The 19,511-nt window shown below is 64.0% G+C and carries 24 protein-coding genes; 16 read left to right on the forward strand and 8 right to left on the reverse strand.

The window, feature by feature from the left end; genetic code table 11:
* Positions 1-89: 89 nt before the first annotated feature.
* Together ku and ligD are read left to right on the forward strand one after the other, a co-directional pair.
* Entirely contained in the window at positions 90-959 is an 870-nt protein-coding gene (gene ku, locus MESCI_RS03895; RefSeq protein ID WP_013528646.1) for a non-homologous end joining protein Ku, read from the forward strand.
* Between the two features lie 13 nt (positions 960-972).
* Positions 973-3,486 carry a DNA ligase D gene (gene ligD / locus MESCI_RS03900; RefSeq protein WP_013528647.1) on the forward strand — a complete coding sequence of 838 codons (2,514 nt, stop codon included), beginning with the start codon at positions 973-975 and terminating at the stop codon, positions 3,484-3,486.
* Positions 3,487-3,562: 76 nt separating this feature from the next.
* On the opposite strand, the gene MESCI_RS03905 is transcribed toward ligD, so the two are convergent.
* Positions 3,563-4,237: an ArsR/SmtB family transcription factor gene (locus MESCI_RS03905; protein ID WP_013528648.1), complete on the reverse strand. Its 675-nt coding sequence runs from the start codon at positions 4,235-4,237 to the stop codon at positions 3,563-3,565.
* A 68-nt stretch (positions 4,238-4,305) separates the two neighbouring features.
* Between MESCI_RS03905 and MESCI_RS03910 the strand changes: the two genes are divergently transcribed.
* The 3 genes from MESCI_RS03910 to MESCI_RS03920 all read left to right on the forward strand — a co-directional run bounded on the left by MESCI_RS03910 (position 4,306) and on the right by MESCI_RS03920 (position 5,259).
* Positions 4,306-4,521, forward strand: a complete 216-nt coding sequence (locus MESCI_RS03910) for a DUF1127 domain-containing protein (RefSeq protein WP_013528649.1) — start codon at positions 4,306-4,308, stop codon at positions 4,519-4,521.
* A 64-nt stretch (positions 4,522-4,585) separates the two neighbouring features.
* Positions 4,586-4,918: an NIPSNAP family protein gene (locus MESCI_RS03915; protein ID WP_013528650.1), complete on the forward strand. Its 333-nt coding sequence runs from the start codon at positions 4,586-4,588 to the stop codon at positions 4,916-4,918.
* The gene (locus MESCI_RS03920) at positions 4,915-5,259 is read left to right on the forward strand and encodes an antibiotic biosynthesis monooxygenase family protein (RefSeq protein ID WP_013528651.1); all 345 of its coding nucleotides are present in this window, start codon (positions 4,915-4,917) and stop codon (positions 5,257-5,259) included. Before MESCI_RS03915 ends, MESCI_RS03920 begins: the two co-directional genes overlap by 4 nt.
* 10 nt (positions 5,260-5,269) lie before the next feature.
* Here the strand turns inward: MESCI_RS03920 and mbfA are convergent, their stop codons facing one another.
* Positions 5,270-6,253 (reverse strand): iron exporter MbfA, encoded by a 984-nt coding sequence (gene mbfA / locus MESCI_RS03925; RefSeq protein ID WP_013528652.1) that lies wholly within the window; start codon positions 6,251-6,253, stop codon positions 5,270-5,272.
* 175 nt (positions 6,254-6,428) lie between these two features.
* On the opposite strand from mbfA, the gene MESCI_RS03930 reads away from it, so the two are divergent.
* The 3 genes from MESCI_RS03930 (at position 6,429) to MESCI_RS03940 (ending at position 8,723) form a co-directional block, all read left to right on the forward strand.
* On the forward strand, positions 6,429-6,752 hold the full coding sequence (locus MESCI_RS03930) for a hypothetical protein (protein ID WP_024502197.1): 324 nt from the start codon (positions 6,429-6,431) through the stop codon (positions 6,750-6,752).
* Positions 6,753-7,048: 296 nt separating this feature from the next.
* Entirely contained in the window at positions 7,049-8,032 is a 984-nt protein-coding gene (locus MESCI_RS03935) for a threonine/serine dehydratase family protein (protein WP_013528653.1), read from the forward strand.
* Positions 8,033-8,123: 91 nt separating this feature from the next.
* The gene (locus MESCI_RS03940; RefSeq protein WP_013528654.1) at positions 8,124-8,723 is read left to right on the forward strand and encodes a DNA-3-methyladenine glycosylase; all 600 of its coding nucleotides are present in this window, start codon (positions 8,124-8,126) and stop codon (positions 8,721-8,723) included.
* Positions 8,724-8,827: 104 nt separating this feature from the next.
* Here MESCI_RS03940 and MESCI_RS03945 read toward each other — a convergent pair whose 3' ends face one another.
* From MESCI_RS03945 to MESCI_RS03960, 4 genes are read right to left on the reverse strand one after another with little or no spacing between them, the layout of a single operon-like run.
* The gene (locus MESCI_RS03945; RefSeq protein WP_013528655.1) at positions 8,828-9,964 is read right to left on the reverse strand and encodes an ABC transporter permease; all 1,137 of its coding nucleotides are present in this window, start codon (positions 9,962-9,964) and stop codon (positions 8,828-8,830) included.
* Positions 9,961-10,881, reverse strand: a complete 921-nt coding sequence (locus tag MESCI_RS03950; protein WP_013528656.1) for an ABC transporter ATP-binding protein — start codon at positions 10,879-10,881, stop codon at positions 9,961-9,963. Before MESCI_RS03950 ends, MESCI_RS03945 begins: the two co-directional genes overlap by 4 nt.
* Positions 10,878-11,831 carry an HlyD family secretion protein gene (locus MESCI_RS03955; RefSeq protein WP_013528657.1) on the reverse strand — a complete coding sequence of 318 codons (954 nt, stop codon included), beginning with the start codon at positions 11,829-11,831 and terminating at the stop codon, positions 10,878-10,880. The genes MESCI_RS03950 and MESCI_RS03955 overlap by 4 nt, the downstream gene beginning before the upstream one ends.
* A complete protein-coding gene (locus tag MESCI_RS03960; RefSeq protein WP_013528658.1) occupies positions 11,828-12,526 on the reverse strand; it encodes a CerR family C-terminal domain-containing protein in 699 nt (232 codons plus the stop codon). The genes MESCI_RS03955 and MESCI_RS03960 overlap by 4 nt, the downstream gene beginning before the upstream one ends.
* Positions 12,527-12,616: 90 nt before the next feature.
* Between MESCI_RS03960 and MESCI_RS03965 the strand changes: the two genes are divergently transcribed.
* The 3 genes from MESCI_RS03965 to MESCI_RS03975 all read left to right on the forward strand — a co-directional run bounded on the left by MESCI_RS03965 (position 12,617) and on the right by MESCI_RS03975 (position 14,917).
* On the forward strand, positions 12,617-13,090 hold the full coding sequence (locus tag MESCI_RS03965) for a CYTH domain-containing protein (RefSeq protein ID WP_013528659.1): 474 nt from the start codon (positions 12,617-12,619) through the stop codon (positions 13,088-13,090).
* A complete protein-coding gene (locus tag MESCI_RS03970) occupies positions 13,087-14,019 on the forward strand; it encodes a CHAD domain-containing protein (protein ID WP_013528660.1) in 933 nt (310 codons plus the stop codon). The genes MESCI_RS03965 and MESCI_RS03970 overlap by 4 nt, the downstream gene beginning before the upstream one ends.
* Positions 14,020-14,110: 91 nt before the next feature.
* Positions 14,111-14,917: a C40 family peptidase gene (locus MESCI_RS03975; RefSeq protein WP_013528661.1), complete on the forward strand. Its 807-nt coding sequence runs from the start codon at positions 14,111-14,113 to the stop codon at positions 14,915-14,917.
* A gap of 54 nt (positions 14,918-14,971) precedes the next feature.
* Here MESCI_RS03975 and MESCI_RS03980 read toward each other — a convergent pair whose 3' ends face one another.
* Complete coding sequence (locus MESCI_RS03980; RefSeq protein WP_013528662.1) at positions 14,972-15,943, reverse strand: helix-turn-helix transcriptional regulator; 972 nt, start codon at positions 15,941-15,943, stop codon at positions 14,972-14,974.
* A 179-nt stretch (positions 15,944-16,122) separates the two neighbouring features.
* On the opposite strand from MESCI_RS03980, the gene MESCI_RS32210 reads away from it, so the two are divergent.
* Genes MESCI_RS32210 through MESCI_RS03995 form a run of 4 tightly spaced genes read left to right on the forward strand, consistent with a single transcriptional unit; the run spans position 16,123 to position 17,596 of the window.
* Entirely contained in the window at positions 16,123-16,266 is a 144-nt protein-coding gene (locus MESCI_RS32210; RefSeq protein ID WP_013528663.1) for a hypothetical protein, read from the forward strand.
* Positions 16,267-16,277: 11 nt separating this feature from the next.
* Positions 16,278-16,622, forward strand: a complete 345-nt coding sequence (locus tag MESCI_RS03985; protein WP_013528664.1) for a hypothetical protein — start codon at positions 16,278-16,280, stop codon at positions 16,620-16,622.
* Positions 16,615-17,133, forward strand: a complete 519-nt coding sequence (locus MESCI_RS03990) for a hypothetical protein (RefSeq protein ID WP_013528665.1) — start codon at positions 16,615-16,617, stop codon at positions 17,131-17,133. Before MESCI_RS03985 ends, MESCI_RS03990 begins: the two co-directional genes overlap by 8 nt.
* A 22-nt stretch (positions 17,134-17,155) precedes the next feature.
* Positions 17,156-17,596, forward strand: coding sequence for a hypothetical protein (locus MESCI_RS03995; RefSeq protein WP_164919846.1), 441 nt, complete (start codon positions 17,156-17,158; stop codon positions 17,594-17,596).
* Between the two features lie 21 nt (positions 17,597-17,617).
* On the opposite strand, the gene MESCI_RS04000 is transcribed toward MESCI_RS03995, so the two are convergent.
* A complete protein-coding gene (locus MESCI_RS04000; protein ID WP_013528667.1) occupies positions 17,618-18,418 on the reverse strand; it encodes a helix-turn-helix domain-containing protein in 801 nt (266 codons plus the stop codon).
* 113 nt (positions 18,419-18,531) lie between these two features.
* On the opposite strand from MESCI_RS04000, the gene MESCI_RS04005 reads away from it, so the two are divergent.
* A complete protein-coding gene (locus MESCI_RS04005) occupies positions 18,532-19,392 on the forward strand; it encodes an SMP-30/gluconolactonase/LRE family protein (RefSeq protein ID WP_013528668.1) in 861 nt (286 codons plus the stop codon).
* Positions 19,393-19,511: the final 119 nt, after the last annotated feature.

Consider the following 19,511-nt stretch of genomic DNA (forward strand, 5'->3'; position numbering starts at 1 on the left):
CCCCTTGGCATCCAGATCGGCGCGGGAGCGCGGAACTGGAGCGCGATCTGTCCGTTCTCACCTTCATCTGGTTCTGAAGGGAAGATATCATGGCGCCGCGTCCGGCCTGGAGAGGCTATCTGAAGCTTTCGCTGGTCACCTGTGCCGTCGAACTGACCAATGTCGTCACCCATACGGAGCGGGTCTCGTTTCGCATTCTCAACCGCAAGACCGGCAACACGGTGAAGCGCCTCTATGTCGATGCCGAAACCGGCAAGCCGTTGGAGGAGGAGGACGAGATCAAGGGTTATGAACTCGACGATGGCAATTTCATCCATATCGAGGAAGACGAGATCGAGGCGGTGCAGATCGAATCCTCGCACACGATGGCGCTCGACGGCTTCGTCGACAAAGCTTCGATCCAGCAGATCTATCTCGACACGCCCTACTATGTGGCGCCGGCCGATAAGGTGTCGGAAGAGGCGTTCGCCGTCATTCGCGATGCGATGGCGGGCAAGAAGATGGCCGGGCTGGCGCGTATCGTGCTCTACCGACGCGAACGGCCGGTGGTGATCGAACCGCTCGGCAAGGGCATGGTGCTGACGACGCTGCGCTACGACAACACGGTGCGGCAACCGGACACCGTCTTCGGCGACATCGAGCCCGTGAAGACCGATCAGGAGATGACCGATCTGGCCGAGTTGATCATCGACAAGAAGAAGACGAAGTTCGATCCCTCGAAATTCGACGACAAATACGAGGACGCGCTGCTGGAGCTGATCCGCGCCAAGAAGGCCGGCCACAAGGCGCCGAAGGCCAAGGCGGCGCCCAAACCTTCCAATGTCGTCAATCTGTTCGACGCGCTGAAGAAGAGCCTGTCGGACTCCGGGTCATCGAAAACATCTTCGTCGGCGAAGGCCAGGCCAGCGGCCAAACGCGCCAAGTCGAAAGCCAGCGCGCCCAAACGCAAATCGGCGTGAGGAACCCCAACGGATGGCCAGCCTCGAACAATATCACTCCAAGCGCGATTTCAAGAAAACCGCCGAACCGGCCGGCAAGGTCGCCCGGACCAAGCAGGGCGAGGCCGGCGGCATCTTCGTCATCCACAAGCATGCCGCGACGCGGTTGCATTACGACTTGCGGCTCGAGCATGATGGCGTGCTGTGGAGTTGGGCGGTGACGCGCGGCCCGAGCCTCGACCCGCATGAGAAGCGACTGGCTGTCCATGTCGAGGATCACCCGATCGACTATGCGCCGTTCGAAGGCACCATTCCCAAGGGCGAATATGGCGGCGGTTCGGTTATCGTTTGGGACGAGGGCACCTGGATTCCCGAGATCGACCCGGCCAAGGCGATGAAAAAGGGCCATATCAGCTTCGAGCTCAGGGGACACAAGCTGCATGGGGCATGGCATCTGGTGCGGCTGAAGCCGCGTGCGGGTGAAAAGCGCGACAACTGGCTGCTGATCAAGTCGGACGATGCCGCAGCGCGTCCCGGCGAGGACATCCTCAAGGAAGCGCCTGAATCGGTGAAATCGGGCCTGACCATCGAGGAGGTCGGCGAGGGCAAGACCGCGAAGGGCGAGAAGCCGAAAGTCTGGCATTCCAACAAGCCGGCCGCCGTCAAGACAAAAGCCGGCAAACGCCTCGACTTTATCGAGCCGCAGCTGGCCACGCTCGAGCGCGATGCGCCGCCGGGCAAGGACTGGCTGCATGAGGTGAAGTTCGACGGCTATCGCATGCAGGCGCAGATCGCCGGCACCGATGTGCGGCTGCTGACCCGCACCGGCCTCGACTGGACGAAGAAATTCGGCGGCGAGATCGTCGCGGAGTTGGCCGGGCTGAAGTGCAGCGACGCCATCCTCGATGGCGAGGTGGTGGTGTTGGCCGACAGTGGTGTTTCGTCCTTCGCGCTGCTGCAGCAAGACCTGTCGGCGAAGCGGACCAATCGTTTCATCTATTACGTGTTCGACCTGATGCGCCTCGATGGAAGGGATTTGCGGCGCGAGCCGCTGGTCGAGCGCAAGCAGGCCTTGCAGGAACTGCTCGGCGAACACTCCGACAATGCGGCGGTCCGCTTCAGCGACCATTTCGCCGAACCCGGCAAGATCATGCTTGAGCATGCCTGCCGGATGGGCCTGGAAGGCGTCGTCTCCAAGCGTGCCGATGCACCGTACCGCAGCGGCCGCGGCCCAACCTGGGTGAAGTCGAAATGCACGGCGCGGCAGGAGTTCGTCATTGGCGGCTACCTGCCGTCGGACAAGACCGGGCGCGGCCTGCGCTCGATCCTGGTCGGCTTCCACGAGGGCGGCAAGCTGCATTATGCCGGCCGCGTCGGCACTGGTTTTTCGGGCAAGGGCGCCAATGAGCTGAAGGCAAAACTCGATGCGTTGACGGCAAAATCATCGCCCTTCTCCACCGCCGTGCCGAAGGGCAAGGGCCTGGTCTGGGTCAAGCCTGAACTTGTCGGCGAAGTGGAGTTTCGCAGCTGGACCTCGGACCGTATAATACGCCACGCCTCGTTCCAGGGGTTGCGCGAGGACAAGCCGGCGGAGGAAGTCGTGCAGGAAAAGCCCAAAGCGGCGACAGGCATGCCATCGACAGGCAAGAGCACGGCCAAGCCGGCATCAGGCGGCAAAGCCGCCGGGTCGATGACGACCACGGTCAAACTCTCGCATCCCGACAAGCTGCTGTGGCCGGACGAAAACATATCCAAGCAGGGCCTGCTCGACCATTACGCACAGGTTTGGCCGCGCATGGAACAGTTCGTGGTCAACCGGCCGCTCAGCCTGGTGCGGGCGCCGGACGGTGTCGGCGGCCAGCGTTTCTTCCAGAAGCATGCCTCGGCTGGCATGAGCGACAAGATCGCGCGCATGAAGGACCCGACCGACGGCGAGGAAATCCTGTTCATCCGGGATTTCGATGGTGTTGCCGCACTGGTCCAGTATGGCGTGGTCGAGATCCACATCTGGGGGTGCACGATCGATGAGATCGAGAAGCCCGACCAGATCATCTTCGATCTCGATCCCGATGAAGGTGTCGATGTGAAGGCGGTCCGCGAGGCGGCACTCGATATCCGGGGCAAGCTCGACGAGCTGTCGCTGCCGAATTTCGTCAAGACCTCGGGCGGCAAGGGCTATCACGTGCTGGTGCCGCTGAAACCGGCGGCGGATTGGGATGCGGTGAAGGGCTTCGCCCATGACTTTGCCCGCGCGTTGGAGCAGGGTGCCCCCGACCGCTACACGGCGACGCTGTCGAAAAAAGCGCGCACGGGAAAGATCTTCGTCGACTATCTGCGCAACGGCAGGGGCTCGACGACGGTCGCGCCCTATTCCTCGCGCGCCAAGAAGGGCGCCACCGTGTCGATGCCGGTGACCTGGCCAGAGATCGAGGCCGGCTTGCCGCCGAACGCTTTCCCGATCGGCGACAAGACGACGCTGAAGCAGCTGGCGAAAGCCGATCCGTGGAGGGAATTTTTCAAGCAGGGGAAGACGTTGAAGCGGGGGTAGTTCGCGCAATTTGCCAGCGCAGCGATCCTTCGCGCCCCCTCTGGCCTGCCGGCGTGACGAAATCAGCGTCGGCCTCTCAGCTCAGAAACACCTTCTCGAAAGCCTGCTTGCCCGGCAGCGAGAAAATCACCGCGCGGCTGTCCTTCTCGCGGCGCGCCCATTTCTCGGCAAGGATCTTGTCGAGGATGGCGGCGCCCAGCGTGCCGGCGAGGTGCGAACGGCGCACGCTCCAGTCGAGGCAGGCGCGGCATACCGGCCGGCGCGGCTTGGTGTAGACGTCGATGCCGATCGCGGCGAAATGCGAAGCCGCCGATGGCCCGAGCCTGATCTCTTGTTCGTCGCGGACCAGTACGTTCTTGGCGACGAGCCGGTCGAGCATCGCCACTGCCTGCTCGCCGGCGAGGTGATCGTAGCAGACGCGCGCCACGCGCATCGCTGCATCGCGCGGACCCGGCCGCACACGCTTTGGACCGACGGCTTCCGCGACGCCTGTGATGGCTTCGATCATGCCCGCCACCTGCGGTCCGGCGAGGCCGTAATAGCGATGCCGGCCCTGGCTCGCCACCGTGAGCAGCCCACCTTCCATCAGTTTGCCCAGGTGCGAGCTGGCGGTCGGCAGCGAGACGCCGGCCTCGAGCGCCAGCTCGCTTGCCGTCAGCGCCGTGCCGCCCATCAGGGCATTTAGCATGTTTGCCCGTGCCGGGTCGCCGACCAGGCTGGCGATGCGGGCGATGTCGGGTCCTTCGCGCATAGTTCGTTCCTCATCGAAGCGTTCTTGTCAGATAATCACTATTCTCCGGTGAGATCAAGGAGACGACGATGGCCGCACGAACCGCTTTCCCCTCAACCCCGCTCCACAGCCGTCGGTTCTTCCCGTTCGTCAGCTGGTTGCGTTCGCGGCTGCTGGCCCGCTGGTATGGCCGCCATCTGCAGCGTCTCGACCTTGCCGAGATCGACGACCATCAGCTGCGCGACCTTGGCCTGACGCGGCAAGAGGTGCGCCGCGAATGCGCGAAGTCCTTCTGGCAGCCCTAGCAGACCAGTCGGCACGACGTTTCGATGCCGTTCAACCTATTGACGCAGCCCCGAGGAGACCACAATGACCATCACCTGCTTCATCCGCTACGAGATCGACCCGTTCGGCAAGGCCGCCTTCGAGGAGTATGCGCGCAACTGGGGCCAGGCCATTCCGCGCTGCGGCGCCGATCTGATCGGCTATTACGCGCCGCATGAGGGCTCGGCGACGACCGCCTATGCGGCCTATAACATCGAAAGCCTGGCCGCCTACGAAGCCTATCGCGCCCGGCTTGCCGCCGATCCCGCCGGCAAGGCAAACTACGAGTTCGCGAAACGCGAGAGATTCATCCTGAAGGAGGATCGCATGTTCCTGAAACTGGCCTCAGGCCCGCACGCGAAACTGGTGCTGCCGTGATTGCCGTCATCTTCGAGGTCGAGCCGGCGGAGGGTCGGCGCGATGCCTATCTGAGCATCGCCGCGGACCTGCGTCCGCTGCTCGACGGCATTGACGGCTTTCTCTCTATCGAGCGTTTTCAGAGTCTGGCCGATCCGAACCGCATCCTGTCGCTGTCGTTCTGGCGAGATGAGGAAGCCGTGAAGGACTGGCGCAACACCGAGGAACACCGGCAGGCGCAGAAGGCCGGTCGCGGCGGCATCTTTGCCGGCTACCGATTGCGCATCGCCCATGTCGTGAGGGACTATGGGCTGACGGAAAGGGACGAGGCGCCGGCCGACAGTCGGGCGGTGAATGGGTGAGTGAGGCTACTCACGCATTCCCGATCAGCACGCCGGCCGCGAACACCAGGGCGCCGCCCAGCACCACCTGGAAGGCGGCGCGCAGGAAGGGCGTCTGCATGTAGCGGTTCTGGACAAAAGCGATCGCCCACAATTCGAAGAACACCACCACCGCGGCAACCCCAGTCGCCGTCCAGAAATGCGGAATGAGATAGGGGAGTGCATGCCCGAGACCGCCCAGCGTCGTCATGATGCCGACGGTCAGACCGCGCTTGAGCGGCGAGCCGCGGCCCGACAGCTTGCCGTCGTCTGAAGCGACTTCGGTGAAGCCCATCGAAATGCCGGCGCCGATCGAGGCGGCAAGCCCGACCAGCAGCGTCTGCCAGGTGTCATGCGTGGCAAAGGCCGCAGCAAAGATCGGCGCCAGTGTGGACACCGATCCGTCCATCAGCCCGGCCAGCCCTGGTTGCACATAGGTGAGGATGAACTGGCGCTGCTCGGCGGCGGTCTCTTCATCCTTCACTTCGCCCGGCACATGTTTCTGCTCCAGCCGCTGCGCCAGTGTCTCATGGCCCAGTTCGGCCACCGCCAGATCGTCGAGCAGTTTTCGCGTCGAGGCATCCGCCGTGCGCTTGGCAGCCTCGACATAGAAAAGGTAGGCTTGCCGCTCCATCGCCTCGGCCTGGCTGCGCACGTGCTCGATGCCGAGCGGCCGGACCAGCCAGTCGGGCTTGCGCTCGTAATAGCCCTTCACATGTTCGCGCCGGATCAGCGGAATGCGCTCGCCGAAACGCTTGCGGAAAAGCTCGATCAGCGAATCGCGATGGCCATCCTCTTCCTCGGCCATCTCCTCGAACACTTTTGCCGATTGGGGGAAGTTTTCCGTCAGGCCGTCGGCATAAGCCCGATAGATGCGACCGTCATCCTCCTCGGACGAAATGGCCAGCGCCAGGATCTCCTGTTCGGAAAGCGATTCGAAGGGGCGGCGGCCGAAGCCGAAAACACGGGAAAGCATGAGGAATTCACCCTAGTTTAGAATAGTTCTAAACTAGGGCTCAAGGTGCCTCCGGTCAATTGCGCGCTTGGGTCGCGGTCAAGAATTGTTGAAGCGCGCATGCCGGGCCGACCCCTTCATTATCAGTGAATGTTCACCTATATAATTCAACCCAGCCAGAACAAGGAACCCGCAGATGACGGCAAAACAGCCTCCGCATCCCTATGACCCAAAGCCCGTTCTCGATCTCATCGCCAGCATCGAGGCCGATCTGCAGCGCCTGAAAGGCCTGGTCGAGCAGCAGGTCGAGAAATTCGACCCCGCCAATCCGCACAACAAGGCGCCGGACGGCAAACTGACCGAGGAAGGCGTCGAGTGCTGCTACCGCATGTTCGACGAGGGCAAGTCGCGCTATTCGGTCGCCCAGCAGATGAAGATATCCTTTGCCGCCGCCAGCCACCGCTTCAACAACTGGCGCAAGCTGGGCGGGAGCAAGAGGCAGAGGACGCTGTTGGGGTGAAACTCGTGAGACGGCGGCGGGACGGCGCCCCCCTCTGTCCTACCGGACATCTCCCCCACGTGGGGGAGATTGTCAGCTTCATTAGGTGTGCCCCTTCTTCAACGTTGGAAATTGACGAAAGCGGATACCCAGCCGATCTCCTCACCCATGGGGAGATGTCCGGCAGGCCAGAGGGAGGCGTGCAGCCGAGGCGTTGGCGACCGCCTCGCTAAACCTTGTAACGGTCACATTTTTCCCATGGTGCGCCACCTCCCTTTGCGGGCATCATGGAAAGACCCCTGTCCACTGGACCTCACATGACCGCCACCACCCCTCCCGGCATCGCCGACATCCACGCCGCCGCCGCGCGTCTCGCCGGCCTGATCGTCGAAACCCCGTTGATCGAATCGCAGGAGCTGAACAAGCGCTTCGGCGGCCGCATCCTGTTCAAGCCGGAGACGCTGCAGCGTACCGGCTCGTTCAAGTTCCGTGGTGCCTACAACAAGCTGTCGTCGCTGAGCGACGAAGAACGCAGCCAGGGCGTCGTCGCCTTCTCGTCGGGCAATCATGCGCAGGGTGTCGCCGCTTCGGCCGCGATGTTCGGCGTCAAGGCGGTCATCGCCATGCCTTCAGACGCGCCGGCGATGAAGATCGCTAACGTCCGCAAGATGGGGGCGGAGGTGGTGCCGTTCGACCGCTTTCGCGACGACCGCATGAGCGTGGTTCGCCCTTACGTGGAAAGAGGCATGGTGCTGGTGCCACCCTTCGACGACCCGGCCATCATTGCGGGCCAAGGCACGATCGGCCTCGAATTGATGCGCCAGGCAAAAGCGCTTGGCGTCGACCTCGACGCGGTCGTCATTCCCTGCGGCGGCGGCGGCCTGGCCAGCGGCATTTCGGTTGCCGTCAAGGACGCCTCGCCCAACACTGCGGTCTGGGCGGTGGAGCCAGAGCATTTCGACGACACCCGCCGTTCGCTGGCCGCCGGCGCCAGGGTGTCAAACGAACCCGGCCACGCGTCGATTTGCGACGCGATCCTGACCGCGGAGCCCGGCCTGATCACCTTCGAGATCAACCGCAGGAACCTGGCAGGCGGCATCGCCGTCTCCGACAAGGCGACGGCACAGGCGATGCGCGACGCCATGGCCTATCTCAAGCTGGTGGTCGAGCCCGGCGGCTGCGTGGCGTTGGCGGCGCTGTCGTCGGGCGAGATCGAACTGTCCGGCAAATGCGTTGCCGTGGTGCTGTCCGGCGGCAATGTCGATTTCGGCACTTATGCCGGGATCATGGCGGCGGCTTGAGACGGGATGTCCAAAGGGTCCGACATGGATCTGAGGCAGGTTTCGCCTTGGATCACTCCTCGCCCGCCTCCAAATCGTCGGCGGGCTGAACATGGTCATCTACCGCCCGCTCACGCGTTCTGAGCTGCCCGACGATACGGCATCCCTTGCCCGCACTCTCATCGGCAAGATCGTGGTGCGCGAACTGCCCGAAGGCATCGCCAGCGGCCGCATCGTCGAGACCGAGGCCTATGTGACCGGCGATGCCGCCGGGCACGGCTACCGGGGCCAGACGCCGCGCAACCGTTCGCTGTTTCTCGAGGCTGGGCACGCTTATGTCTATCTCGCCTACGGCATCTCCTACATGCTCAACGTCTCGAGCGAGATGCCGGGGGTCGGAACCGGCGTGCTCATCAGGGCGCTCGAGCCGCTCGAAGGCATCGCGATCATGCGGCTCAATCGCGGCATCGAGCGCTTGCGCGACCTGGCGCGAGGACCGGGAAGGCTGGCCCAGGCGTTGCGGATCGATCGTTCGCTCGACGGGCTCGATCTCTGCCGCAAAGGCCCGCTATGGCTGGCAACCGACGAGCATCAAGCCGGCGACATCGCCCAAGGCATCCGGATCGGCATTACAAAGGATGCCGATCGCCCGCTGCGGTTTTACGTCAAGGGGAGCGCCTTCGTCAGCGGCCCCAAATCGCTCAACGGTTAGTGGCAGTTACAAACCATGGAGATTGGCGAAAGCATTTCTCCCTTCGTCATCCACGGCGGAGCAAGGAGCAAAGGCTGGTAGCAAGACTGGAGGTCGTGCGGCGTCTAATCCAGCGTCCGCCTGAATCGTACCAATGCTACGCCGGCAAACAAAGCCACGAACACCACCAGCCAGCCAATCTCCGTTGCCACCGCCGGCAGTTCGGCCCCCTTCAGCATCACCGCGCGGGTGATGCGTAGGAAATGCGTCAGCGGGAAGATCTCGCCGAAGATTTGTGCCCAGTCCGGCATGCCGCGATACGGGAACATGAAGCCGGACAGCATGATCGACGGCAGGAAGAAGAAGAAGGTGAGTTGGAGCGCCTGCATCTGCGTGCGGGCGATGGTCGAAATCGTGTAGCCGAGCAGCACCAGCGCCAGCACGAAGATCAGCACGGCCGTCAGGAGCAGCGACATCGATCCGGTGAAGGGGATGGCGAACAGAAGTTTCGCCGCCGCCAGCACCACCACCACCTGCACGCCGCCGACCGCCAGATAGGGCAGCACCTTGCCCATCATGATCTCGAGCGGGCTGGACGGCATCGCCAACAGGTTCTCCATCGTTCCGCGCTCGGTCTCGCGTGTCAGCGCGATCGAAGTCATCATCACCATGGTCATCTGCAGGATGACGCCCAGCAGGCCGGGCACGATGTTGTATTGCGAGATGCCTTCGGGATTGTAGCGCCGGTGTACGACGACATCGAGCTGACCCTTGGCGGCCTCGGCGGCGGCTTCCTGCGTGCCTTGCGCCCTCAGCAGCGCCTGGCTGGCGACTGTGCCGAGCGTCGAGATGGCGCCGCTTGCCACCGCCGGGTCGGTGGCGTCGGCCTCGATGAGTATCTGCGGGCTGTTGCCGCTCTCCACCCTCCTGGCGAAGTCGGCCGGGATGGTGACGACGAAGGCAACGTCGCCGCGCGATATCAGGAACTCGGCCTCGGCGGCACTTTGCGCGACATGGTCGAAACGATAGTAACCGGTGGTCTGCAGCGCCGCGACAATGGCGCGCGTATAGGGATCGTTGCTCGTCGCCACGAGTGCTGCCGGCAGGCTTTTCGGGTCGTTGTTGATGGCGTAGCCGAAAAGCACCAATTGTATCAGCGGCACGCCGAGCATCATGGCGAAGGTGATGCGGTCGCGCCGCATCTGGATGAATTCCTTGATCAGCAAGGCGCCAAGCCGGGCGAAGGAAAAGACGCTGTTCATGCCATGTTGTCCTTCGAGCCGGACATGAACTGGATGAAGACGTCCTCGAGGCTGGTTTCGCCGGGCGAAACTTTCACGCCCTTGTGCTCTCTCTCGACATCGGCAAGCGCGGCTTCGAGCTTCTTCTTGTCGGAGCCGACGACATGCAGCGTCGCGCCGAACGGCGCCACCTGATCGACGCCGGGGCGGCCCTGAAGCGCTTCGGCGACCTGATCGAGGCGCGGACCCTGCAGGACGAAGGTGGTCAGCCCGGCATTTTTCACCACTTCGGCGACAGTGCCGGTGGCCAGCATCTTGCCATAGGAGATGTAGCTGATGCGGTGGCAGCGCTCGGCTTCGTCCATATAGTGGGTGGAGACCAGCACGGTCAGCCCGCCGCTGGCGAGGCGATGGATCTCGTCCCAGAACTCGCGCCTCGCCTTCGGGTCGACACCGGCCGTAGGCTCGTCGAGCAGCAGCAATTTCGGCTTGTGCATGATGCAGGCGGCCAGCGCCAGCCGCTGCTTCCAGCCGCCCGACAAGGTGCCGGCCAGCTGGTTGCGGCGCGACGTCAGGCCGAGGTCCTCCAACGTGCTCGCGACATGCTCCTCGACCGGCTTCAGCCGGTAGAGCCGCGCCACGAATTCGAGATTCTCGCCGATCGTCAGATCCTCGTAGAACGAGAATTTCTGCGTCATGTAGCCGACTTCGCGCTTGATGCGCAGGCTGTCGGTGCGGATGTTGAAACCGAGCACCGTGCCTTCGCCCTCGTCCGGCGTCAGCAGGCCGCACATGATGCGGATAGTGGTCGTTTTGCCCGAACCGTTGGGGCCGAGAAAGCCGACGATCTCGCCCTCGGCAACCGACATCGTCACATGGTCGACGACGGTCTTGTCGCCAAAGCGCTTGACCAGGCCGTGGACGTCGATGGCGTTCATCTTGCGCTGTCCGCCAGATCGACATCGACGATCTGGCCGGGCTGCAGCGGGCCGGCATCGCCCTCCGGCCGCGCCTCGACGAGGTAGACCAGCTTCTGCCGGTTCTCAAGCGAATAGATCACCGGCGGGGTGAACTCGGGATCTGGCGAGACGTAGCTGACGCGCGCCTTAACATCCGGGCCGCAGCCGTCGCAATGGACGCCGAGCAAGGTGCCGACCTTGACCGAGGAGAAGGCGCTCTCCGGGATATAGACGCTGAGCTTGACCGCGCCGTCGGGCAGGATCGAAATCACAGGCGCGGTCGGACCTGATGTATCGCCCGGATTGCGGATGACGTCGTTGACGCGGCCGGGCGAAGGGGCGGCCAGCACCCGTTTCGACAGCCGCCACTGCGCCTGCTCCAACGCGGCCTGCGCCTGCTTGACCTGATTGTCGGCGGCCTTGATCGTCTCGGGGCGCGCCGGCAGGCCGCCGACGGCGAGATTGGATTTGGCCTGGCCGACCTGCGCATTGGCCGTTTCGAGCGTGGCCGACGCGGTGTCGAAATCCGCTTGCGTGCCGGCGCCGCGCTTGAACAGATCGGCGGCGCGGTCGTATTTGCGCTTGGCGTCGGCGGCCTGGGCGCTGGCCATATCGACCTCGGCCTTCAGCACGGCGATCTCTTCCGGCCGCTTGCCGATCTGCAGGTCGGCGAGTTGTGCCTGCGCCTGTGCAAGGCTTGCCTGCGCCTGCGCCACAGCGATCTTTGCATCGGCGCTTTCCAGCGTCACAACGGTCGTGCCGGGCATGACACGGTCGCCGCGCTTGACCGTGACGGTCTCTACCTGCGCCACCTCGATCGGCGCCAGCAGCACGTAGTCGCCTTCGACATAGCCGACGGCCAGCGGTGCTGCCGGGGCACAGGCCGAGAAGAGCTGCGCGGCGAGCGGCAGCGAACACAGAAAGCTCATGGTCTTTGCCCCTTTGTCTTTGCCCCTTTTCTGGCGGCGAATATGGCCTTGAGATTGCCCGATGTGACCGCCACCACCTTGGCGGCCTCCGCGGCGCCGATATCGGGCCAGCCCATGCGGCGCATCACCGCCTCACGGCCGATGCGGAAATAGATGACCTGGCCGATCAGCGTGAACACGGTGAGCCTTGTGGCCTCGCTTTCGGCGGGCTCGCCAGTTGCCTGTTCCCACAGCTGGCACAGCCGGCGATGGCTTGGCTCGAAGACACCGTCATAGATACGATCGAGGGCTGCCGTTGGATGGGAAAGTTCGCGCAGGATGAACTGCACGATCTCACCGGCCTGCGGACTGGCCACGACAAAGCCGACCATTCGCTCCAGCGCCGCGAAGAGCTGCGCCTGCGCTGCCTCCGGACCGACCGGCGCGGGCGCCTGTGCATTGCCGAGCGCCGGTCCGGCGACCGTCTGGATGGTCTCGACGATAAAGTCGGCGGCGGCCGTGCGAAGACCCTCCTTGCCGCCGAAATGATAAGCGATCGAGCCGATATTGGCTTGCGCCTCGGCGGCGATCTCGCGCGTCGAGGTGCCGTCGAAGCCCTGCCGTCCGAACAGCTTCAGTGCCGCCTGGACAAGCGCCGCGCGCGTCATCTCGGCGGGCTCGCGACGAAGAACTTTGGGCTCAGGTAGTTTGATCATGAGCGCACTTTAATCAATCGATTGATTAAAGTCAACTTCTGTTCGTCATTGTCTTGCCATCGACGGCGGCAAACGCTTTAGTGCGCGGCCATGGGCAAGGAAGTCGAACGAAAATTCCTGGTCACCAGCACCGCATGGCGGGAGTTGGCCGAGGCCAATATCCGCATTCTCCAGTTCTATCTCGCTGCCGGCCCCGGGCGCACAGTGCGCATCCGCATCAGCGACGGCACTTCCGCCAAGCTGACGCTCAAATTCGGCAGCAAAGCGCGCGAGCGCGACGAATTCGAATACCCGATCCCGCTGTCGGAGGCGGTGGAGATGCTGGACTTCGCCATCGGACGTGTCATCGAGAAGACACGTCACCATGTTAGGCACCGTGGCTATCTCTACGAAGTCGATGTCTTTGGCGGACCGCTTGCGGGACTTGTGGTCGCCGAACTTGAGACGCCGGAGGACGTGCCGGACGAAATGCTGCCCGACTGGCTCGGCCGTGAAGTCACCGGCGAGCAGAAATTCTACAACGCGTCGCTCGCCCTTGGTGGGATTCCGGAGATCGCCGCATGAGCTTTCGCATCGATCCGCGCCTGCCGCTGACCGGCGAGGTCAGGAGAATCCTTGCCGAGGAGATCGGCAAGGCGCTGCATCATCTTGACGCCGCACGGAGCCGGCCGGAACAGGCGCTGCACAAATGCCGCAAGCGGCTGAAGAGCGCTCGCGCGTTGTTGCGGCTTGTTCGTTCCGGTGACGAAACATTCTGTGAGACAGAAAACCAGTGCTACCGCAACGTGGCGGCCCTGCTTGCCGGCCCGCGCGAGGCGACAGCGCTGATCGAGACCATCGACCGCCTGGCGGCAAGCTTTCCCAAGGAGAGCGCCGACGATGGGCTGGGCGCGGTTCGCGACAGGCTGATCGCGCGCCAGCATGAATTGCACGAAGGTACAGGGCTCGAAGCGGCGATCGGCGCGGCGACCGCCGCCTGCGAGGAGGGCCTGCACCGCATCGGCACTCTGGCCTTGCCCGACCAGCCGGAACAGGCGGCCGACGTGCTTGCCGAAGGCGCCCGCGTCACGCTGCGCCGCGCCAGGAAGGCGCTCGACAAGGCCGGATCGCGGGGAGCGGCCGATGATTTCCACGATCTGCGCAAGGCGGCCAAGACCCACGGCATGCATCTGTCGCTGCTCGGCAGGCTGTGGCCGACACCGATCAAGGCAAGGCGCAAGGCGGTCGACGAACTGGGCGAGCGGCTGGGCGACCTGCACGATGTGCTGGTGATGCGCGCCCTGCTCGAGGCCGACGACCAGCTGCTCGGGCCGCCCGAGGACACGAAACTTCTGGCCAAGCTTTTGAAGCGGTCGGAAAAGCAGCTGAAGAAGAGCTGCATTGCCGAGGCGGCCGAGCTGTTCGGCGACAGTCCCAAACGCTCGACACGCAAACTGGCCCGCAAGGCGCGCGACGATCTGGCTGCGCCGCCGGAAGAGGCCGCGGCATCGTAGGATGACTTGGCGCTCTTCCTCTCGGTCCGGACGGGGGGAAGAAAGGCGTGCGCTAGCCCTCATTACCCGCCCATGCTAATCGCCATGGAGTATGACCGAGCCCGGCGACACGCTTCTGGATCGACTTGGCCGCTGGCTTGCCGGCCGGCTGCAGGAAGAATCGTCCGGCTACGAGCCCTACACCCCATCCGATGCCGAAACGCTGCGTCGCACGCTTGAGCCCGGCGACATCCTGCTGATCGAGGGCAACCAGAAGATCTCGGCGGCGATCAAGTACCTGACCCAGTCGACCTGGTCGCATGCGGCCTTCTATATCGGCGATGCCTTGCCCGCGCCGGCGGACGGCTCGGAGCGGCCGCGCCTGATCGAGGTCACGATCGGCGAAGGCTGCGTCGCCGTTCCATTGTCGCGCTACCGCACCTACAACACCCGCATCTGCCGGGCGAGTGGGCTGGCGCCGGAGGATCGCGACAAGGTCGTCGCCTTCATGATCGGCAAGCTCGGCCTGAAATACGACCTCAAGAACATTTTCGACATGCTGCGTTTTTTCTTCCCGACACCGCCGGTGCCGGTGCGCTGGCGCCGCCGCATGCTGGCCTTCGGTTCCGGCGATCCGACACGGGCGATCTGCTCGACGCTGATTGCCGAGGCCTATGGCCAGATCCGCTATCCGATCCTGCCCGAGATCACCCGTGCGCCCGGCCGCGCCTCGGCGCAGTCGAACTATTCGCGCAAGGAAATCCTGCACATCCGCCACCATTCGCTCTACACGCCGCGCGATTTCGACCTGTCGCCCTATTTCCGCATCGTCAAGCCGACGCTGGAATATGGTTTCGACTACCGGGCGGTGACCTGGGACGACAAGCTTGCCGATCCCGGGGCCAAGGCCGCCGAATAAACGCGATCAAATGAGTCCAGCCGCTGCACAGGACCGCTGGCCGGCAGCCGGGCGTCAGTGCTTGCAAGCCGCGGCCCGCACGTCCGAGGGTGTGGCGTCATAACGGCGACGGAACGCCCGGTTGAAATAGGAAAGGTCGTTGAAGCCGGCCTCGTAGGCGATCGCGGTGATGCTGCGTCCGGCATGGCGCGGATCGCCGAGCATGCGATGGGCGCGCGCCAGCCGTTGGGTCATCATGAAATCAATCAAGGATGTGCCATCGCTCTCGAACAGCTTGCGGACGTAGCGGGCCGACAGTCCGTGGCGGGCGGCGACGTCTTGCGCCGACAGGTCGACATGGCCACCATGCGCGACGATATCGGCCTTGATGGCGCGCAAGCGGGCAACGCTGACGCCGCGGCCGCGTGCGATCTGGGCCGCATCCCTGGTCGCGCCCATGGCGAGTGCGGCAAGGTCGAAAACATGTGCCGCCGCAAGGTGGCAGGCCTCCGCAGTCAACTCGTCTCCGACCTCCTGGATCGAGCTGATATAGTCGAGCAACAGCCGCATCGCCCCGCTTTGGGTCGGCAAGGGCCGCATAAGAACCGCGGCCGGATCGCCGATCAGAGGCGAAAGCTGCTTGCGCGAAAAACTCAGATTGACGAAGCGAAACCCGCCGGCGCCGATCAGGTTGAGGCCAACCTCTTCACCGCTCATCATCAGCGCCTGGCCGTTGCCGACCGCCTCCTCGCGGCCGCGATGCTTCATCACACTGCCCCCGTCGAGGGCCGCCAGAAGAACGAAGTCGTCATTGTCGATCAGCGACGACGTACGATGCACCCGGAATTCCGATGAGCTGCCGGTGGCGATGCCGAGGCCTGGCAACGCGCGCACCCGCATGTCGATCTGCGCCGGCGCCAGCGGATCGAGGTCCACCCTCAGAACCGTGCGGCCGTAAACCTCACGCGTGATCTCGACGCGATCCCGCTCCGGAAACATCTCCGTCGCCAGCCTGAATGAGGCTGACGTCCCCATCGTCGCAGTCATCGACACCCCCCATGCCCAAGAGCGCGGTCATATGCGCCGGAGCCTGCAAAACGTCAATCCCGGGCCGTTTTGGCCGCTTTCAGTGCCGTTCTGTCCAAGCTGCCCCCCTTTTATGCCCCTAGTTTGCGGCGCGATTCCGGAACCGGAACCGCATTGGCGGCAATCCAAAGGGGGGCACGATGTTTCATTTGCAACTGTTCAAGACGCTGTCGGCACTGACTGCGGCAGGGTTCAATCCGCGCATCTATCTGCTGTCGATCGCCTTGGGCAACGCAGTGACCGATCATCGCGAGGCCAAGCTGCCGCCGCGCGCTGCCCGATGATGAGCAGCACCATGAAAAAGAGCATTTTCCTGGCCCTGACCATTGCCCTTGCGGGCTGCCAAACGGGCCAGGTCGACGACAGGCCGGCATCGATCGCGAGCGCGGCCGGCAGCAAGAAGGCCCGGAACGAACCGACGACGGAAACGGCATGCGCCGATGCGGCCAAGAAGGCGGCGAAGGCGCAGACCAATGCGGCTCTGCTCGGCGGTGTGCTGTCGATGGCGGGGGGTCTTGGCGGTCTGGCTGGCAATGGTGGGGTCATTGCCGGCCAGGCCGCCTCGATCGGCGGCTCGGTTCTGCAGTCCCAGGCAACGAGCAGTGCCCGGGCCGGCATTGCGGAGGATTGTTATGGCTGAGCGGCGTTTCGCAGCCATGCGCCGGCTGGCCGGCGCGCTCGCACTTGCCGGCATGATCTTCGACAGCCCGCCTGCCTTGGCGCTGACAGCGCGGGATGCGTCGGCGGTCGTCGGCCTGATCGAGGCCCTGCAGCCCGAATTCGGTCAGTTCGCCTATGACGAGGAGATCGCCGCCGACTGGTACGAGCGCGATGCCGCGGACAAGGGCTTGATCGGCAGCGCCGGTTTCACCGCCGACAGCTGGAAGGTCGCGCTTGGAGAGACCATGCGCGGGTTCCTGGCGACGATGCCGGTCGCAGAACTCGATGCCATTTTCGCCAAGCTCAGAAATGCCATATCCGGCATGAGGGAGCTGACCGAGGCACAGAAGACAGAGACCATCGACGCCATCGACGAAGAGGTCGAAGACTTGATGATTTTGCGGACTGAGGGCGATCCCTTCGCCGACGTCGTCAGGCCGCTGACGCCAAAAATCCGCAGCCTCATCCTCGGCCCGGCGGTGGGGCAATAGGATGTTGGGCAACAGGAAACGGGTGGCCGGAAAGGCAACTCCGGGCGGGAGCCTCGAGGCCGAACATCGCGATATTTTTCCAGCCACGGCACGTGCCGGGCGAGGCAGCCCGATCGCGATGCTGATCTGCCTGCTGGCCTCCGGCTGCAGCCAGACGGCCGCCAGCCCGCCGATCACGCCAGACCAGCATGCGCAATTGGCGGAGTTGGCGGCAGGCCCGGACTCGCCGGCAGGTCTTGGCGAGGCCCTGGCTGCAGTCGAGACGACCAGGAAAATGCAGGACTGCCGGGAGCGTATGAACGAGACGGTCGGGCAGATGAAGACGATCGGCGCCGTCAATGGCGCAGTCGGCGTCGCCGGTCGCATGGCGGGTCCGGGGGGCAAGACAGCGGCAAAAATGGTGGCGGTCGGCACTGCCAGGGTCGTGCGCGGCAAGCTCAGCCACCAGATGCAATCGTGCTGAGACGATTGACGCGGTGCCTGGTCAGGCCGGCAGCGGCCGCCGTCCTTTCGCGGCGGCGGGCGTATCAGGCCTCGCCCCGGCATCTCGCGCGTGCGGCCCGATCGGCATGATTGCCGGAAATGGCGTCGCGCCAAAGGCAAACGTCCATTTGTAGCCGATCAGGCCATCCTCCGGCGTCGTGTGCTGGTCGTGATGGGCGAGCAGTTTGGCGCGGTCGGCGAGATCCTCCGCCTCGCGCCGCACCATTTCAGCCGTCTCCGGCCGCATCCGCCTGGAGAAGCTGACGAAGGTCGCTTCCTTGTCGATATGGGTGATGGCCCAGCCGATGAAATTCTTGTTGGTCATCTCGAACAGCGGCCTGAGCGGCCCTTCGAAGTTCCACTGGATCGGCGTCTCGACCAGCAGTCTCGCCGAAAGACCCCGTCCGAGCGCGATCAGGCCGAGTTCCTCGAGATCGCGCAGATAGAGGAACATCGAAGCCTCGCTCAGGCCTTGCGAGCGCATGATGCCTTCGGGCGTGAACTTTTCTGACAGCATGACGAAGATGAACAGCAGCGCCGGCCGGCCGGCGAGCTTGCGCTCGACCTCCGGCGCGATGTGGTTGACCGGCCCAGGCCCCCGGTTCATCGAGCCGAGCACGTTTTCCAGTTCGACACCGGCCGCAGCGCAAATCTCCATCAGCCGGTCGAGCTTGCAATTGCGCTCATGGAAGATACGCTTCACCGTCGGTTCGGAAACGCCCATGCGTTCGGCAAGCGCGCGATAGGTGACGCCCTTCGCCTTCAACGTCCGCTTCAGCGCCTGGAAGATCAGACCGTTCATCGGATGCACCTCTTGCCGCTAGTTTCGTATCGATATTCGATACTAGCGGTGTCAGGCCTTTCCGGAAAGTATCGAAAGCCATAGCTCTGCCTCGTCATCTCAGGAGAGCAGTCATGAACACCCTCATCACCTCAACCTTTATCGCCGTCATCGGCATTGCCGTAGTGCCCGCCGCGGAGGCAGGCGAACTCTGGCGCGCCACCGGGCTCGAACAGCCGGAATCGGCCCTGTTCGACGCCGCTGACAATCGCATCATCGTTTCCAACATATCAGGCAATCCCGGCGAGGCCGACGGCAACGGTTATCTCTCCGTACTGTCGCTGGACGGCAAGACGGTCACCCAGCACTGGACCGACGGCATGGACGCACCCAAGGGTATGGCGATCTCGGGCGGCAAGCTCTATGTCGCCGACATCACGAAAGTCCGCGTCGTCGACCTCGCCAGCGGCAAGCTGGTCGCCAGCATCTCGGTGCCGAACGCGGTCTTCCTCAACGACGTGACATCGGACCAATCCGGCAAGGTCTATGTCACCGACATGCTGGCCGACGCCATCTACCGCATCGATGGCGACCGGCCGGAGCTGTTCGTCAAGGACGGGGCATTGGCTTCGCCCAACGGCATCTTCGCCGATGGCGGCCGATTGATCGTCGCCTCCTGGGGCAAGGGCATCAAGCCCGACTTCCGCACGACGGAGCTTGGCGGCCTGCTGTCGGTCGACATCGCCAGCAAGGTGGTTTCGCCCTTGCCGGGTGCCCAGAAATTCGCCGATCTCGACGGCGTCGTAGCCATCGGCGGCACCATCTACGCCACCGCCTACATGACCGGCACGCTCTACCGCTATCATGCGGGCGGCGCGCCGGAGGTGGTGGCGCAGTTCAAGCCGGGCAGCGCCGACATCGGCACCGATGGCAAGTCGATCCTTTATGTGCCGTTGATGAACGAAGGCGAGGTTGTGGCGCTGAAGCTCGACTGAGAGCCATGGTCGGTGCCTCGGGGCAGAGCTGCGAGACGTTCGCAGCCGTGAGGGGAAAGCTCGTTCGTCGGCGATGATCACCAACTCGAACTCGCAGTGCGGCTAATTAACGACGTCTG

Source organism: Mesorhizobium ciceri biovar biserrulae WSM1271, from assembly GCF_000185905.1.
GTDB classification, from domain to species: Bacteria; Pseudomonadota; Alphaproteobacteria; order Rhizobiales; family Rhizobiaceae; genus Mesorhizobium; species Mesorhizobium ciceri.